Origin of the sequence: Sphingopyxis sp. 2PD (assembly GCF_005503695.1) — a bacterium.
Classification (GTDB): Bacteria; Pseudomonadota; Alphaproteobacteria; order Sphingomonadales; family Sphingomonadaceae; genus Sphingopyxis.
Window position 1 is genome coordinate 379,278 of record NZ_SCMU01000001.1, and the last position, 15,843, is coordinate 395,120.

The window sequence follows — 15,843 nt, forward strand, 5'->3', positions numbered from 1 at the left end:
TTTTTGGCGGATCGACGCTCGCGCTGCAATCGTGAATCGCACGCTCGAATTTGGTATTTATACGTAATTAGCTGTTTTCTTTTTTGGGACCTTCAATGATCCAAACTACCCAACAACTTGACCCGTTCGCGAGCGATGTACCACGCACCGAGGTGTCGCATCCCACCGTTCTGGGGTTCGACATGGTCGCGATTTATTCGGCCTTGCTCCGGTCGCGCTGGTGGATGCTGGCGATTGTTTTCGCGACGCTGACCGCCGGAATTGCTCTGACGCTATTGTCGACGCCGATTTACCAGGCGGCGGCATCGGTTCAGATCAATCAGGAACGCGAGAAAGTTTTGGGAACCGAAAGCAAGGAAGACGTCGTTTCCTTGCAAGATGCCGAGCGATTCCTGCAGACGCAACTCGACGTCTTGCGTTCGCGCACGACCGCAACGGCGGTGGCCGACGAGATGAACCTGTTCAACAATGACGAATTTCTGACCGCCATGGGCGAAGAGTCCGCCACGAATCCGGGTCCGCGCCAAACACTGGAGGAAGCGCGGCGCGAACAGGTAATCAGAATATTACAGGACAATCTGTCGCTGAATCTGCCTGTCGATTCGCGAGTTGTCCAGATCGGCTTTCAATCGAGCGATCCACGACTGGCTGCGCGCATCGCAAACAGCTTTGCCGACAGCTTTATTCGCAGCAATTTGCAACGTCGGTTCGACTCCTCCAGCTACGCGCGTGACTTCCTGCGGGAGCAACTTCAGGAAGCGCAGCTCCGGCTCGAAAAGTCCGAACGCGCGGCAGTTGACTATGCCCGGCGGACGAACATTGTCGACACGAGCGGGAGCAACGGCGATGCAAATCGGAAGAGCAGCTCGCTGACCGTCGATTCCTTGGTCGAGCTTAATCAAAAACTGGCCACGGTGATGGCCGATCGGATCGAGGCGGAATCGCGCTGGAACCGCGTCCGTTCAATCCCGGTGCTCAATATTCCGCAGGTTCAATCGAACGAGGCGATCCAACGGCTGGTGCAGCAGAAGGCCGAACTGGAAGCGCTGTACAGCGAAGAAAGTGAACGCCGCAAAGAAGATTATCCGTCGATGCGACGGGCCGCCGCACGCATTTCCCAGCTGGAAAGCGAAATTTTGCAGCTGGCCGGCGCTGTTCGCCAAGGTGTAAAGTCGAACTATGACGTCGCACGGGAGCAAGAGAATTCGTTGCGCGCCCAGGTTAACGACTTTCGCCAGCAATCGCAGGAAGAGCAAACGGACTCTATCCAGCTTTCGATATTGCAACGCGAAGCCGATACCAGCCGCCAACAATATGAATTTCTTTTGCGGCGATATAACGAGCTAGCCGCCGAAGCAGGCGTGCAATCCAATAATCTTTCGGTTGTCGATCGTGCCGTATCGCCAGCGGATCCCGTGTCGCCGAATATCATTCTGAATCTGCTTGGAGCCCTTGTGCTCGGGAGTTTGCTCGCACTGGTGTTTGCCATCGCGCGCGAGACGCTGTTCAATATGATCCGGACGCCTGACGACGTCTCGCGCGGGCTCCATATCCCGGTCCTCGGCGCGGTCCCCGATGGTGGGGATGCGATGCAGGTTCGTGATGAACTGAGCGATCCCAAGTCGATATTCTACGAAGCGATCAACAGCATTCGCACATCTTTGTTGCTGTCCAGTCGCTCGGGCTTGCCGAAGTCGATCGCTTTCACGAGTACGCAACCTGGCGAAGGGAAAAGCACAACATGCTTCTCGCTGGCCTATGCGCTTGTGCGTTCGGGCCGCAAGGTGTTGGTGATTGACGCCGATCTGCGTCGTCCCAACCAACATCGCATCTTCGGTATTGAGAATGTGTTAGGGATGAGTGACCTGCTTGCCGGGGGGATCGATCTTCAATCGGCGATCCGCAAGGATGCCAAGTCGGGCGTCGATGTGATCACGGCCGGACCCATCCCGCCCAATCCGAGCGAACTGATCGAAACCAACGCGCTCAAAGACCTGATCGCTCGCTGCCATGAATTCTATGATTGTGTGCTGATCGACTGTCCGCCGATCCTCGGCCTCGCCGATGCAATCGTTGCGGCATCCGCGGTAGACGGCGTAATCTATATTGCGGAATCGGGCCGCAACCATAGCCGCGGTGCACTGACATCGGTGCAGCGCCTGCGGGGCAGCGGTGCCCATATCGTGGGAGCGATCATTACACGCTTCGAAGCGGACGCATCAGGCTATGGCAATGCTTATGCCTACGCTTACACATATTCGGCCGATCGTTGATGGTTGAATTGAACCGAGCCCAGCCCAGCATGTTTAATTGGAAGATTTGGTGCGCATTCGCCTTGGCAATTTCTGTTTGCGTGACGGGCTATGCAGTCTATCGCGCGAACGTCACGGCAAATTACATTTCGAAGTCGCGCCAGGCGGACATATTTAAAACGGGACCCGTTTTGGAGCGATCGGCGCTCCAGCGTGAGATCGCACGCAATCCGCTGCAGGCCGATCTGCTATATGGACTCATCGCGTCGCGCGTACAGCTGCGCAAGGGAGCAACGCTCACCGACGCTGAACGCACGACGATGCAATCGCTCGGCTGGCGTTCGACGGCTTTGCAGATAGCCCTGATGCGGGACGGTATCGCGCGTGTGGATGAACAGGCCGTGCTGGCACGTATCGATGGCCTGCTGCGCCGCGGCAAGCTGACCGATCAACTGGTGACCCTGTTGGTTCAGATCGAACAAACCGGCCCGAAAGCTCGCAGTGAACTCGTTCAATTGTTGGCAAATCAACCGGCCTGGCGACACGCATTCTTGGTCGCCCCCGCGGGATTTGGCACGGTTGCGGCGGTCTCGGCGCGGGCCGCGACACTTGACGCAATGTTCGACAAGAAGCTCGGCCCGAAGCGCGACGAGGTGGCTCCGGTTGTCAATCGATTGGAAGCATCTGGCGCGATCGATCGCTCCGAAAAGCTCTGGCGTCGGTTCCAAAGGATCGGCGCAGCGGCGCCGCTGCCCTTCGACCCGCGATTCACTTCGATGGCTGCTGATCCGCAGGACGCCGAGTATCAACCCATGGCGTTCGAATGGCGTTCCGAGCGCGGGTCGGGCTATTCGGCGCAGGCCAATCGACTCAGCCAGCGCGATGCAAGCCTGATGCTTCGTTGGGACGGTCGCGGCGCGCCGGTCTTTCTTCGGCAGCGGTTGATTGCGCCGCAATCCAGTCTTCAGATCGTTGTGAAAGGGCCGCTGCTCGATCGAAGTGTGCTGCAGCGAGTGGGCTTCATCCTTTATTGCGGTTCGACGCCGAATTTCTACGACCGTCTCATACAGCTATCGGATGGCGATCTTGCCTTTGTCTCGTCAGCGCCCAATGCATGCCGAAATCCTGAACTTCGCATGGTCGGTCTGTCGGAAAATAGCCTTGGTCCGATCGAGCTCGAACTTTCGACGATTCGGATTGTACCCGACGGTGGGTAAATGAAATTGCGTCCTAGTGAATATGGCGCTGCGGTGTCGTGGCGGTTCAGCCGGCGCGTGGCCGCCCGAAATTCGGATATTGTTGACAAGCCAACACCCACCCGACAAGGAACGGCGCTCAACAATCGCGCGGTTTAGGCCGATTGTTTCTTCGAGTTGCGTAACGGATTTCTGAACGTGCCAGTCAACGACGACCGAGGAAATGCGGGCTCGGTAGAGTCGCCAGTGATTCATTGGGTTTCCCAAGCGGGGTCCGGACATCAATCGGCATATGACGAGGTGCTAAGGCCGCTGATTGAATCGCACGGCTTCGCCGTCAGCGATAACCGAAACAAAGCGGCGATCGCTGTTTTCCATGCGACACTGGATTTCAACTATCGGGCGCTGCTGCTTTCTGCGCTGCGGTCGATTTTCGGCGGGCCTCAGACCGTCGCGTTGTTCTTGCGGCCGCAAAATTGCTTGAGACCGAAAAAGCCAAGTCATTGGATCAAGAAAATTCTGTTCAAAATGATGCGGCGAGCACCGGGTATTTCGATTCTCACGATCCTGCCATTTTCCATCGAGCCGCGGTTGGCAGAATATGCCGATGATTGGATAAACGATCCGCAATTATGGGATTTGGAACTTTGTGCGCCACTGGTTCTGAAGCAACCGAGCAGGGCATTGGCAGGTCAGAAGCCGCAGATCGCATTGCTGGGAAGCCTCGATCGCAACAAGGGATTCGACCAGTTTGCATCCATGTGGATTGGCGAAGCGGCGATCCGAGAGAAATTTCAGTTCGTTGCTGCCGGGTCACTCGAAGCGTCGCTAGGATCGTTGGGCGATGCTTTTGTCGCTGCTGGCGGAATCTTGATTAATCAGCGAATCTCGGATGCGCGAATGTTCGAGCTCTTTCATGATTCCTTTGCCGTATGGTGCGCATATGATCGTGAATATGATCAGGCTTCGGGTATCTTTGGCCGGGCCTTCCAACTCGGTATTCCAGCGATCGTAACCGGCCACAGCTTTCTGGAGCGGCAGTCAAAGGCGCTGGGACACGAGCACGTCGCTCTGTCCCCCGACTGGACGGACTATTCCCACACATCTGCACGCCTTTTGTTGGAATGGTCGCCGACCCGGCCCGTTTCCGCGGAGCGCCGAGCGACCGTCTCCGGGCTTCGCGAACGCGACATCGCACGGCTCGTTTCCATCTTGTGCCCAGGCGCGATATGACAGTCGCCTCCGGTCTGCGCAAATCGTCGATTTGGGCCATTGCCGAAGTGGTGGTGACAGGGATCGGCCTGTTCGCGATTCTGAAAATCATTCTGGCCAAGCTCGGTACGGACGCTCTCGGCATCTGGTCGTTGGTGGTCGCGACGACGATCCTGTTGCGTGTCGGTGATGCCAGCATAGCGGCCGTCGTGCCCCGATTTGTCGGCGAATCCTACGCTCTCGGACGGACGGATGAGGCGCGCGAATTTGCGGATACCGCCCTTATCACCAGTTTCGCGCTCCATCTGGTGGTGGCCGTCATTCTATATTTCCCGTTGATACTGGCAATTGAAACGGTGGTCCCGGCAAATGCCAAGGCTGAAGCCACACAATTGCTGCCATTCGCAATCGTCGCGTTCGTGATCCTCAGCGTCGCGCAAACTGCCCTGGCCGTCGTCGTGGGGGTGCACCGCGCTTATGCCAAAAGTATATTGATCGTGGCGGCCATGCCACTTCAGCTTGCGATGGTATGGTTTCTATCCGACCAGCTTGGTCTCGTGGCCGTTGTGCTTGCGCAGGCCTGTCAGAGTGCCTTTCTGATCGTTGCTGCGCGCATGTACTGCACGCACGTCTTCGGGCAATCGCCGTCGGAAGCGTTTCGTTTTCACTGGCGGCGTGCGCGGTTTCGTGCATTTTATGGTATCGGGCTGAAAATGCAGGTGACGCAGATTGCATCGCTCGCATTTGACCCGCTGATCAAATTCACCTTATCGGCCACTTTCGGATTGCATGCTGTCGCCTATTTCGAGATTGGCAATCGCATTGCGGCTCAGGCCCGCCAGCTGGTCGTCATGCCGACACAAGCGCTGCTGCCCGTTTTTGCGGTGAGCTATGTCTCCAATCGCGCCCGTTTCGAAGAGCATTTCGCTACATCGATGGTCCATCTCGCGATATTTGCGGGCGGGCTGACCGTGCTCGTGATCATGGCGGCGCCGCTCATCAGTTTGGTCATGATCGAAAAAATTGATCCGCAACTCGTCGCGATGATTGCGATCGCCGTCGTCGGCTGGATGGCGAACGCGCTATCGGCCCCGGCCTTTCTCGCCGCGATAGGGGCGAACATCAGTCGCTGGAACATGTTGGGGCAGGGAGCGGCGACGCTTGCGGCGCCGATCGCGATATGGGCTCTGGCGGACCTCGGAAGCGCTCCGCTCGCAGCAGCGGGTGGCATGGCGATGCTGGCGGCGGGCGCCGTGCTGATGACGATATTGAACTGCCGGTCACTGGCAATCCGGCCTTGGCCAACGAGCGCGCAGTTTGCCAACGGCCTCCGACAACTTCGTTTTCATCGGCAGTAAGGGGCGATTTCTCGATGCGCGCTCATTGACTTGCGTCGAAGTGAGCACCGCGTTTATCCGGCAATAGGCTTTCAAAAATCTAACGATCTGATATGGAACAAATATGAACGAATGGGCGCAACAAGAAGCACTGGGAAAGTCGACGATTCCGGCGGTACTGATCCATGCGCTCAGTCCCAATCAAAATGCGGCCGTCGTGGCATTGCACTTTGTTGCCATGTATCTGGAGTTGTCGGTCTATTCAGTTGACTCGCTGATCGTTCCCTATGCGGGATCGACGTTGCTTGCCGTCGTCGGCGGATTTTTGAACCGCAGCGCGATCAAATCTGTTCACGTTACAATTATTGGTTTGTTTTTTCTGGCAGTCCCAATGATCGCGATCGTTCCTACTATAACAGGGCGGGTGTTTATCGTCGAATTTCTTAAATCCTATGCGCAATTAATTACCGCCATGGTGTCGGCATACTGCATGTTCATCATAATTATCCTGTCGTCGCGCGAGAAGCTGATCCAGTATTTTTCGATAATTCTCGCAGTTATTGTCGTCGGATCGTTCTTCGAACGATTTGATGCCGTTCGAGAGATCAGTGACGCGTTTCGTGAATTTCTCTACCCGAAAAATCTTCTCTATTCGGCCGATATCCGTGACGTCGCGTCCTATGGCGCGGTGCGGCCGCGCTTTTTCGCGCGTGAGCCCAGCGTCGTCGGGATCGGTGCCGGAATATTGATCGCCACGATATTTCTGCTGCTTCGGACCCGTTTCGTCTTCAAAGTGGGCGGGGCGCTGATTGTTTCGCTGATCTGCATGGTCGTGATGCGCAGTCCGACGATCATATTCTTTACGGCCGCTGTATTTTACGGCGCGCTCGCCCTGCGCCCTGGCGAGCGCGGCAAATATTCCTGGTTGGCGGGCGTGGGGATGGTCGTCGGGCTGCTGGCGATGTCGTTCTTGCTCGTATACGGCACCGGCCTGTCCGGCCTGTCAACGCGGTCGATCCTTGGCGGCGGCAGCTATGTCCTGCGGGTGTTCGGACCTCCGCTGATCTGGCTTGAAAGTCTGCGCGACAATTTTCTTTTCGGTTTGGGACTTGGCTCGTTTGACGCCTTGCTGCCGCTTGCGCGTAAAGCGTACGGAAGTTACGATATTATTGCGCTTTTTCCCTATATTCGTACGCAACGTGACGGAGCCTTCCTCATTTCGAACGCGTTTTGGGAGTATTGGATCTTTTTTGGTGTGCTTGGTGGTACAGTTTTAGTAATTTTACTTGCAAGACTGTTTCGAGTTTTTGGCATACAAAGGTTGGCATTTCCGTTTGTTGCTTGGTTGTTGGCGTTGCAGACCTTTGGCGGTGTTTCGGCTTACCGGCCTTGGTACATTCTGTTCACTTTCGCCGCGGTCGCATTTGTTGCCCAGAAAAGCTGGGCGGGCGATCGTTCCGCGCGCGCGGCATAGCATTAAGCAAAACGAAGAAAGTCTGTCGGCAATGAGATTGTTATGGATTGCCCGTTGGGATTCGCGAAATCCCACCGACGGTCAGCTACTCTATTCGGAAGGTCTATTGTCCAGCCTCGATCCGAACGGCGCTTCCGTCGAAGTGCTCGCGACGATCCGGGACGAGACGGCAAACATTGCTCCATTGGGAGAACGGACCCACCTTGCACCCAGCCGCTGGTCGCGCGCGCTCAGCCTGTTGACACCATTGCCCAGTGACGCCGTCAGGCAGCGCACCGGCGCGTTTTTGCATGCACTCGAAGCCGCACTCGCACGGCACCCGGATGCCATCATATTCGATTATTATGCCACAGGCTGGGCATTGGAGGCGGTACAGGCTTATTGCGCCAGTCGGGGCGATCAACGTCCCGTCCTCGTCTATTTGTCGCATAATCACGAAGCGTCGCTACGTCGCACGGTTGCTGATCAATACGCCGGCAATCCGGCCATGCGTTTGATCGTGCGCCACGATGCCGAAAAGGCGGCCCGGCTCGAGGATAAGCTCGTTGAGGCCGTCGATATAATTGCGACCAATACGGACGAGGATGGCGCGCTTTATCGCGCCGCAGAACCCAATAAACAATATGTGACGGTCACCCCAGCCTATAGCGGCGCCGAGCGACCAGCTGGCGAGATTACCGAACAGACGGCGCGCCGCGTGATCATGATGGGTTCACTGCTCTGGATCGCCAAGCAGGAAAATCTGCGACGTTTCGTCGCGGCCGCGCACGAACGATTTTCGGCGGCGGGTATCGAACTGTTGATCCTCGGGCGTTCGGACCCGGCTTTTCTGGAATCGATCGAACATAGGTCATCGACAGTCCGGGCGCTGGGTTTTGTCGAAAACCCACTGCCTTATCTTTACGATTCGCGGATCGGTTTGATGCCCGACGAACTCGGCGGTGGCTTCAAACATCGGGTCGTGAATTACATATTCAATGGCATACCCGTCGCGACAATCCGATCGCAAGCGGCAGGGTTGCCGCTGGATCTCGATACCGATTTAATTGCGGCCGAAACAGTCGACGAACTTGTCGATGCGATTGTCGCGGCGATCGACGATCTAGCCCGCCTGAACGCGATGGCAGCACGCGCGCGCGCGCAATGTGACGGCAAGTTCGATTGGGTCAGTCGCGGCAAGACGTTACTTGACGCCATTCGCTCCGGACGGCATCGGCTGACGACGGATAGCGAAAGATAAATGTTGCGCCTTGCAGGAAAAATTCGCGCCCGTGCGCCGTTGCGTCTCGGACTTGCGGGTGGCGGCACCGACCTGTCACCCTATTGCGACCAATATGGCGGCGCGACCCTGAATGTAACGATAGATCGTTTTGCGTTTGCGACGCTCTTGCCGACGGATCGTCCGCTCATCCGGTTTGTGGCGGATGATGTCGGGATGGCCGAAGAGTTTGACCTGGATGGGCCACTCGACACGGCGAAGCTTGTTTTGCACCGCGGCGTATATGAACGCATGATCCGCGATTTCGGCGGTGGCATCCGGATACCGATGTCGATCGCGACAACCGTCGATGCGCCGTCCGGTTCCGGGCTAGGCTCGTCGTCGGCGCTTGTTGTAGCGCTGGTCGAAGCAATGCGCGCGGTTCTCGACGCACCGCTCGGCCCCTATGACGTCGCGAAACTGGCATTTGAAATCGAACGCATCGACCTGGGACTCGCCGGCGGGCGGCAGGATCAATATGCCGCCGCCTTTGGTGGCATGAACTTCATTGAATATCTTGCCAACGACCGCGTCATCGTGAATCCTCTGCGTCTCAATGCCGGGGTGCGTAACGAAGTCGAGACCTCGATCGTGACTTGCTACACGGGGCAGTCGCGTGAGTCCGCGTCGATTATCACCGAACAGGTGAAGGGCATGACGGCTGCGGACGGGAAGACCGTCGAGGCGCTGCACAAACTGAAATCCGACGCGATCGACATGAAGGCGGCCGTCCTGAACGGCAACATCGACGAAATGGCGCGCATCCTCAATGAAAGCTGGCTCGCCAAGCGCGCGACTGCGGCCGCTGTTGCGAACCAGCGCATCAACGAGATGCTCGAATTCGGACTGCAGGAGGGCGCGCTCGGCGGCAAAGTCTCGGGAGCGGGCGGCGGGGGCTTTCTGTTTTTCCTCGTTCACCCCGAATGGCGGTATAGACTGATTACGTCGCTGAACGCCGCGGGCGCGATGGCGAGTCCGGTCAAGATCGTCGAGCGGGGCTGCGAAGTGTGGCAAATCTGAGCGCGCCATGATCCGTCAGGCCGTTATTCTTTGCGGCGGGCTGGGGACCCGTTTGGGATCGCTAACGCATGCAACGCCGAAGCCGCTGCTGCCGGTCGGCGGTCGTCCTTTCCTGGAAATCCTGATCGGCGAAGTCGTCCGTCAGGGTTTCAACGACATCGTTCTGCTGAGTGGATTCTGCTCCGATCAGGTCGTCCGCCTCGTCAAGGAAAGCCGCTTCATCGCAAGTTTGAAGGCAAATATTCGCGTGATTGTCGAGCCCGTGCCCGCAGGGACTGGCGGCGCGCTCCGATATGCGGAAGACATCCTCGCCAGCGAGTTCATCTTGATGAACGGTGACAGCCTGTTTGACATCCCGCTGCGTCTATTGTGTCTTGAACTGCAGAGGAGTCCCGCTCTGGCCGGTGTATTGGCACTCCGCGAGGTTGCCCAGCCTGACCGCTTCGGGGTCGTTGAGGTGGTCGACGGGGTCGTTCAGGATTTTGCAGATCGCGCACCGGGACGGTCGAGTGGACTTATCAACGGCGGTATCTATGCGATGCGCCGCGATGCCGTCTTGCAGTTGATTGCGGATATTTGCTCGCTCGAGCGCGACATTTTCCCCGCTCTGGTCGCCGAACGAAGAATCGGTGCGCGGGCCTACGACGGGTTCTTCCTCGATATCGGCATACCCGACTCCTATTCGGAAGCCCAGGAGAGCATTCCGGCGCTTATTCGCAGACCTGCGATCTTTTTCGATCGCGACGGCGTGTTGAATGTCGATCATGGCTATGTCGGCACCATGGAACGCTTTGATTGGATCGCGGGTGCCCGATCGGCAGTGCGATCGGCAAATGATGCGGGTTACCTGGTCTTCGTCGTGACAAATCAAGCCGGGGTGGCAAGGGGACTCTATCCGGAAACGGCGGTTGCGGACTTGTTCGACCACATGCAGATGGAGCTTGCCGAGATTGGCGCGCACATCGACGACTATCGCTATTGTCCCCATCATTCCGACGGCACCATCGAGCAATACCGCAAAGCCTGCGACTGGCGAAAGCCAGCACCCGGGATGATCCTCGACCTTGCTGAGCAGTGGAGCGTTGATATGAGTGGCAGCGTTCTGATCGGCGACAAGCAGAGCGACCTTGATGCGGCCAAGGCGGCCGGAATCGACGCGCATTATTTCGCAGGGGGGGCGCTCGACACATTGGTTCACCGCCTCCTTGAAATTTCCACGGAACGGGGCCTTGTGTGATGATTGCGACGGCATTCGATCGAGCAGTTGACGCTCGCGATCGCGCTACGGCATGGCTGTTCGATGATGCTCTGCCGCTATGGGACCGCGTCGGGACCGATCGCCGGGACGGCGGCTATTTTGAAACGATCAGCCACGATGGACGAGCGTCGGATGCCGATCGTCGCACCCGTGTCGTGGGCCGTCAGATCTTTACCTTTGCGACGGCGGGGTCACTGGGCTGGTCCGGCCCTGCGGCAGAATTGGTTGAGCATGGCGTCTCGTATCTGCTTGGTAATTGCCTCAACGCGGACGGAAGCGTCAAATCGGTCACGCGACCCGGAGGTGTTACGGTCGATGCACGATTTGACCTTTACGACCACGCCTTTGCTCTATTCGGACTCGCCGCTGCCCATGCGTATCTCGGCAAACCTGCCGAACTTCAGCAGGTTGCTGAAAGAATTCTGGCTAGCGCGCAAACAGGATGGCGGCATCCGCTGGGTGGCTTTGAGGAAAGCGTGCCACGCTCGCTACCGTTAAAGGCAAACCCGCACATGCATATGTTCGAAGCTTGCCTGGCGTGGGAAGGCACGCTGACCGGCGGGGCGGATGTCTGGTCCCGGCAGGCCGAGCAGATCGGCGGTCTCGCACTGGAACACTTCATACGCAGCGATGGCATGCTACGGGAGTTTTTCGATGGCGATTGGACGCCGATGTCTGATGATAGCGGCCGGATCGTAGAGCCTGGACATCAATTCGAATGGGCGTGGCTGTTATGGCGATGGGACGCTTCGCGAGGCGTTGACGTCGCGCGATCGGCGGCATCGCGGCTGGCGAGCACCGCAGAGGAATTCGGCGTCGACAGGCAACGCGATCTGGCGATTATGGAAATCTGGGATGATCGGACGGTGAAGGATGACCGCGCGCGGCTTTGGCAGCAGACGGAGCGGATAAAATGTTGGCTGGCGATGGCCGAAATCGCCGAGGACGATGCTGCGCGCGATGATGCGTATGACCGCGTTGCGCGCTCGGTGGCTGGGGTCGAACGCTATCTCGCCTATCCCGTCACCGGCGGCGCATATGAATTTATCGACCGCGACAACCGGGTTTTGGCCGATGATGCTCGCGCATCCAGTATGTACCATATCATCTGCGCGGTGGCGGAGATGCATCGATTGCTTCGTTGAACCTATGGACAGGCGTTAAGCGAGGCGATGACCGATCCAGGCAAGATAGCGATCTAGGATCGGTTGGCGTGCCCAGACCGATTCTGCGCGTTGCCGCGCCTTGAGAGCCAATCGCGCATAGTTTTTCGAATCGTCAAGAAGCGAAACAAGCGCGTGCGCCATCGCGTCAGAATTCTCGGGCTCCACGGCGATGCCACAGTCCGCGATCTCGTCCGCAAGGCCGGTGCCGGCATCAGCGCCCGCAATCACCGGGCGGCCGGATGCGAGCATGTTGGTCAATTTTGATGGCAACACCAGGTCGGCCGCGTCGCGCTTTTGCGGCAGCAGGTGAATCGTCGCGAGGTTCAGCAGTTCACCCAGATCTTCGCGCGGCTGCAAGTCATGAAATTGGATATTGGGCAGCCCGGAAGCCATCTCGATCAACTGCGCCCGAAAGGGCCCGTTTCCGCATATCACAAAGGTCAGATCTTGGCGGTCCCGAAGCAACCGGGCCGTTTCGATCAGCATGTCTAAACCCTGTTTGCGCGCGATGCTGCCTGAATAGAGTGCGACATGGCGGGTGTGGACATCCCATAGCTTGCGAAATTTCGAGTTTTCCTGCGGCACGATGTTTGCGATATCGGCCCAGTTGCGTAGTTCATAACAATCGGTGTCGCTCGCCCGGATATGAACAAGCCTTTTGACCATCGCCGGTGAAATACTGGTGGCAAAATCATGCGCCCGGATCGCCCAGTTACTGAACCCCATGGCCCAGCGTGCCAAACGCCCTCCGGACGCCAACTGGTCGGTCGCAAACCCTGCTTCAACCTCAAAGTCCTGAACATGAACCTGGGTGCGTGCCCCACAGAGTTTGGCGGCGAGCAATCCCGATGGGGCAGAAATCAACGTGGGCGCCATGTTGACGATGACGTTCGGTCGCATCCGCATTGCCGACCACAGAACTGGAATGAAGGACGAGAGGAAAAAACTGATATAAAAAGCAATACGGGCCGCTCCCGAGGCGCGGCTCGGGACATATATAGGGCACCGCCAGACCAAGACGCCGTTTTCCAGGCGGCGTGGCCAGCGGAGCCCGCGATAGCCGTCGAACGTGCGCCAATGCGGGTAGTAGGGCGCGGCACACACCATGCGAACCTCATGCCCACCGCGAGCCAATGTTTCGCAGTAATCGGCAGAGTAGGGTGCGGATCCGGTTGGCTCGGGCGAATAGTTGAGCCCGACGACCAGAAATTTCATGCGCGGTTTTCCAGATACCATTTATAGGTCGCCGCAATGCCGTCGCGCAATTCGATCGTGGGTCGCCAACCCATTGCGCGGAGGCGATCGGCGCTCATCAGCTTCCTTGGCGTTCCATCCGGCTTCGACAGGTCGTGGTCAATCACTCCCTCGAAGCCCACGACATCGCATACCATTTGCGCAAGTTCGAGGATCGTGATGTCCTCTCCCGAACCGACATTCACGTGCATCTCGTCGGAATAATTTTCCAGCAGGTGCAGGCACGCGTCAGCACAATCATCGGCATGCAAGAATTCGCGGCGTGGCGACCCGGTACCCCATAGCGTGATCGACGCCGCGCCAGCCGTGCGCGCATCGTGCGCTTTGCGGATGAGTGCCGGAAGAACGTGACTGGAATCGAGATCGAAATTGTCCCCGGGGCCGTAAAGGTTCGTCGGCATTGCAGATATATAGTCGCGGCCAAACTGGCGTCGATAAGCCTCGCAGAGCTTGATCCCCGCGATCTTCGCGACCGCATACCATTCATTTGTCGGTTCCAGCGGGCCGGTAAGAAGCGCCTCCTCGCGGATGGGCTGCTCGGCGAACTTCGGATAGATGCAAGACGACCCCAGGAATAGCAGCCGATTGACGTCGGCCGCGTGTGCCGCGCCAATCAGGTTCGTGGCAATGACCAAATTGTCATAAAGAAAGTCTGCGGGATAGGTCTGATTCGCCAGAATGCCGCCGACTTTCGCTGCGGCGACGATGATCACGTCCGGACGCTCGCGCGCCAGCCATGCTGCAGTATCTGATTGATTCATCAGGTCGAGTTCCGCGCGCGGTGCCGCCAGCAGTTCGCAATTTTCCGACGCCAGACGTCGCATCAGCGCACCGCCGACCATACCACGGTGACCTGCAACAAAGACCCTCTTTCCTGCGATCTTGTGGGGCATTACGCGCCTTTCATGACCGGCTGTTCGGCCATAACAACAAGGTCAGCTTGAACCATTTCGCGTGCCAATTCGCGGACCGATGTTTCATGCTTCCAGCCCAATTTGGTGTGCGCCTTTGTCGGATCGCCGATCAGAAGCTCGACTTCCGTCGGACGAAAATAGCGCGGATCGACCGCGACCAGGAGGATCCCCGTATCGCGGCAATATCCTTTTTCATCGACACCGTCGCCGCGCCATTCCAAATTGATTCCGACATCCTCAAATGCCCATTCGACGAACGTGCGCACATGGGTGGTTTCCCCTGTCGCAAGCACATAATCATCGGGTTGATCTTGCTGAAGCATCATCCACATGCCGCGTACATATTCGCGTGCGTGACCCCAATCGCGACGCGCGTCGAGATTGCCGAGGTATAGACGATCTTGTTTTCCGAGTTTGATCGCCGCCGCCGCACGGGTGATCTTTCGCGTTACAAAGGTCTCCCCGCGCAACGGGCTTTCATGGTTGAACAGAATTCCGTTCGAGGCATGCATGCCATAGGCTTCGCGATAATTGACGACGATCCAATAGGCATAGAGTTTTGCCGCCGCATAAGGCGAACGGGGGTAAAATGGCGTCGTTTCGCGCTGCGGCACCTCTTGGACAAGGCCATAAAGTTCGGAGGTCGAAGCCTGGTAGAATCGGCAGCTCTTTTCCAGGCCCAGAATGCGAATGGCTTCAAGAAGGCGCAATGTTCCGATGGCATCGGAGTTGGCGGTATATTCCGGGGTTTCAAAGCTGACCTGCACATGACTTTGCGCCGCAAGGTTATAGACCTCGTCCGGCTGCGTTTCCTGAACGATGCGGATCAGGTTGGTGCTATCGGTCATATCGCCGTAATGGAGAAAAAACCGGGGATTGGCCACGTGAGGATCTTGATAGATGCCTTCGATTCGACCGGTATTGAACGACGAGGAACGACGTTTGAGGCCGTGGACCGTATACCCCTTCTCCAGAAGTAATTCCGCGAGATAAGCGCCGTCCTGACCGGTGACACCCGTGATCAGGGCCGTCTTTTCTGAATTCAACGTCACGATGTTAATTGCTCCAATGATGCGCGCATAGACGTGCAATAAAACGACTCTTTTTCGCCGACGCGCAAGAATGATCCATGATTGTCAAGGAGTCGGGATTGTCTATTGACTTGATAGGCAAATTTTTTCGGCTGAATTAGTGGGTCCGATATTGATTGGCCATCCGGCTACCCGCAAGGGCGTGATCGGGTCAAGCGACAGCTCGGTCTGAGCCAAAGAAAATTGATGGTGTCGGGAATCTGCGTTCCGACAAAACCAACCTCCTGCGCCATAGTGTTCTGACCCGACGGTCTGCTGTGACGATCAGCCACAAGTTGCATTGCATCGCGCCCCACTTCTAGGCTAACTCTCGAAAAAATGGTCTTTGGCAGTTTCTGTGCTTCAATCAGCGAAATCAGCTTAAGCCCATGCAATTTTTGAATTTCGCAATGCGAAGGTGGCAGTAATGAA

Annotated in this window: 13 protein-coding genes; 9 read left to right on the plus strand and 4 right to left on the minus strand. The window is 57.4% G+C overall.

Going from position 1 to position 15,843, the window contains the following annotated elements; translation table 11 throughout:
* Positions 1–95: 95 nt before the first annotated feature.
* The 9 genes from FFS18_RS01690 to FFS18_RS01730 all read left to right on the plus strand — a co-directional run bounded on the left by FFS18_RS01690 (position 96) and on the right by FFS18_RS01730 (position 12,152).
* The gene (locus FFS18_RS01690; RefSeq protein WP_137869499.1) at positions 96–2,273 is read left to right on the plus strand and encodes a GumC family protein; all 2,178 of its coding nucleotides are present in this window, start codon (positions 96–98) and stop codon (positions 2,271–2,273) included.
* Positions 2,273–3,469 (plus strand): hypothetical protein, encoded by a 1,197-nt coding sequence (locus FFS18_RS01695; protein WP_137869500.1) that lies wholly within the window; start codon positions 2,273–2,275, stop codon positions 3,467–3,469. Before FFS18_RS01690 ends, FFS18_RS01695 begins: the two co-directional genes overlap by 1 nt.
* Before the next feature lie 177 nt (positions 3,470–3,646).
* Complete coding sequence (locus FFS18_RS01700; RefSeq protein ID WP_137869501.1) at positions 3,647–4,681, plus strand: hypothetical protein; 1,035 nt, start codon at positions 3,647–3,649, stop codon at positions 4,679–4,681.
* On the plus strand, positions 4,678–6,018 hold the full coding sequence (locus FFS18_RS01705; protein WP_137869502.1) for an MATE family efflux transporter: 1,341 nt from the start codon (positions 4,678–4,680) through the stop codon (positions 6,016–6,018). Before FFS18_RS01700 ends, FFS18_RS01705 begins: the two co-directional genes overlap by 4 nt.
* A gap of 103 nt (positions 6,019–6,121) precedes the next feature.
* A complete protein-coding gene (locus tag FFS18_RS01710) occupies positions 6,122–7,471 on the plus strand; it encodes a hypothetical protein (protein ID WP_137869503.1) in 1,350 nt (449 codons plus the stop codon).
* Between the two features lie 37 nt (positions 7,472–7,508).
* Complete coding sequence (locus tag FFS18_RS01715; protein WP_212743008.1) at positions 7,509–8,711, plus strand: glycosyltransferase; 1,203 nt, start codon at positions 7,509–7,511, stop codon at positions 8,709–8,711.
* Between the two features lie 39 nt (positions 8,712–8,750).
* Positions 8,751–9,749: a GHMP family kinase ATP-binding protein gene (locus tag FFS18_RS01720; protein WP_249340250.1), complete on the plus strand. Its 999-nt coding sequence runs from the start codon at positions 8,751–8,753 to the stop codon at positions 9,747–9,749.
* A 7-nt stretch (positions 9,750–9,756) separates the two neighbouring features.
* Positions 9,757–10,986, plus strand: a complete 1,230-nt coding sequence (locus tag FFS18_RS01725; RefSeq protein WP_137869506.1) for an HAD-IIIA family hydrolase — start codon at positions 9,757–9,759, stop codon at positions 10,984–10,986.
* The gene (locus FFS18_RS01730) at positions 10,986–12,152 is read left to right on the plus strand and encodes an AGE family epimerase/isomerase (RefSeq protein ID WP_137869507.1); all 1,167 of its coding nucleotides are present in this window, start codon (positions 10,986–10,988) and stop codon (positions 12,150–12,152) included. Before FFS18_RS01725 ends, FFS18_RS01730 begins: the two co-directional genes overlap by 1 nt.
* A gap of 15 nt (positions 12,153–12,167) precedes the next feature.
* Here FFS18_RS01730 and FFS18_RS01735 read toward each other — a convergent pair whose 3' ends face one another.
* The 4 genes from FFS18_RS01735 to FFS18_RS17575 all read right to left on the minus strand — a co-directional run.
* Complete coding sequence (locus tag FFS18_RS01735) at positions 12,168–13,388, minus strand: WcaI family glycosyltransferase (RefSeq protein ID WP_137869508.1); 1,221 nt, start codon at positions 13,386–13,388, stop codon at positions 12,168–12,170.
* Positions 13,385–14,320, minus strand: a complete 936-nt coding sequence (fcl, locus tag FFS18_RS01740; RefSeq protein WP_137869509.1) for a GDP-L-fucose synthase — start codon at positions 14,318–14,320, stop codon at positions 13,385–13,387. Before fcl ends, FFS18_RS01735 begins: the two co-directional genes overlap by 4 nt.
* Complete coding sequence (gene gmd, locus FFS18_RS01745; RefSeq protein ID WP_137869532.1) at positions 14,320–15,387, minus strand: GDP-mannose 4,6-dehydratase; 1,068 nt, start codon at positions 15,385–15,387, stop codon at positions 14,320–14,322. The genes fcl and gmd overlap by 1 nt, the downstream gene beginning before the upstream one ends.
* Positions 15,388–15,560: 173 nt before the next feature.
* Positions 15,561–15,843 (minus strand): hypothetical protein (locus FFS18_RS17575; protein WP_212743009.1); only part of this gene is annotated, 283 nt, incomplete at its 5' end.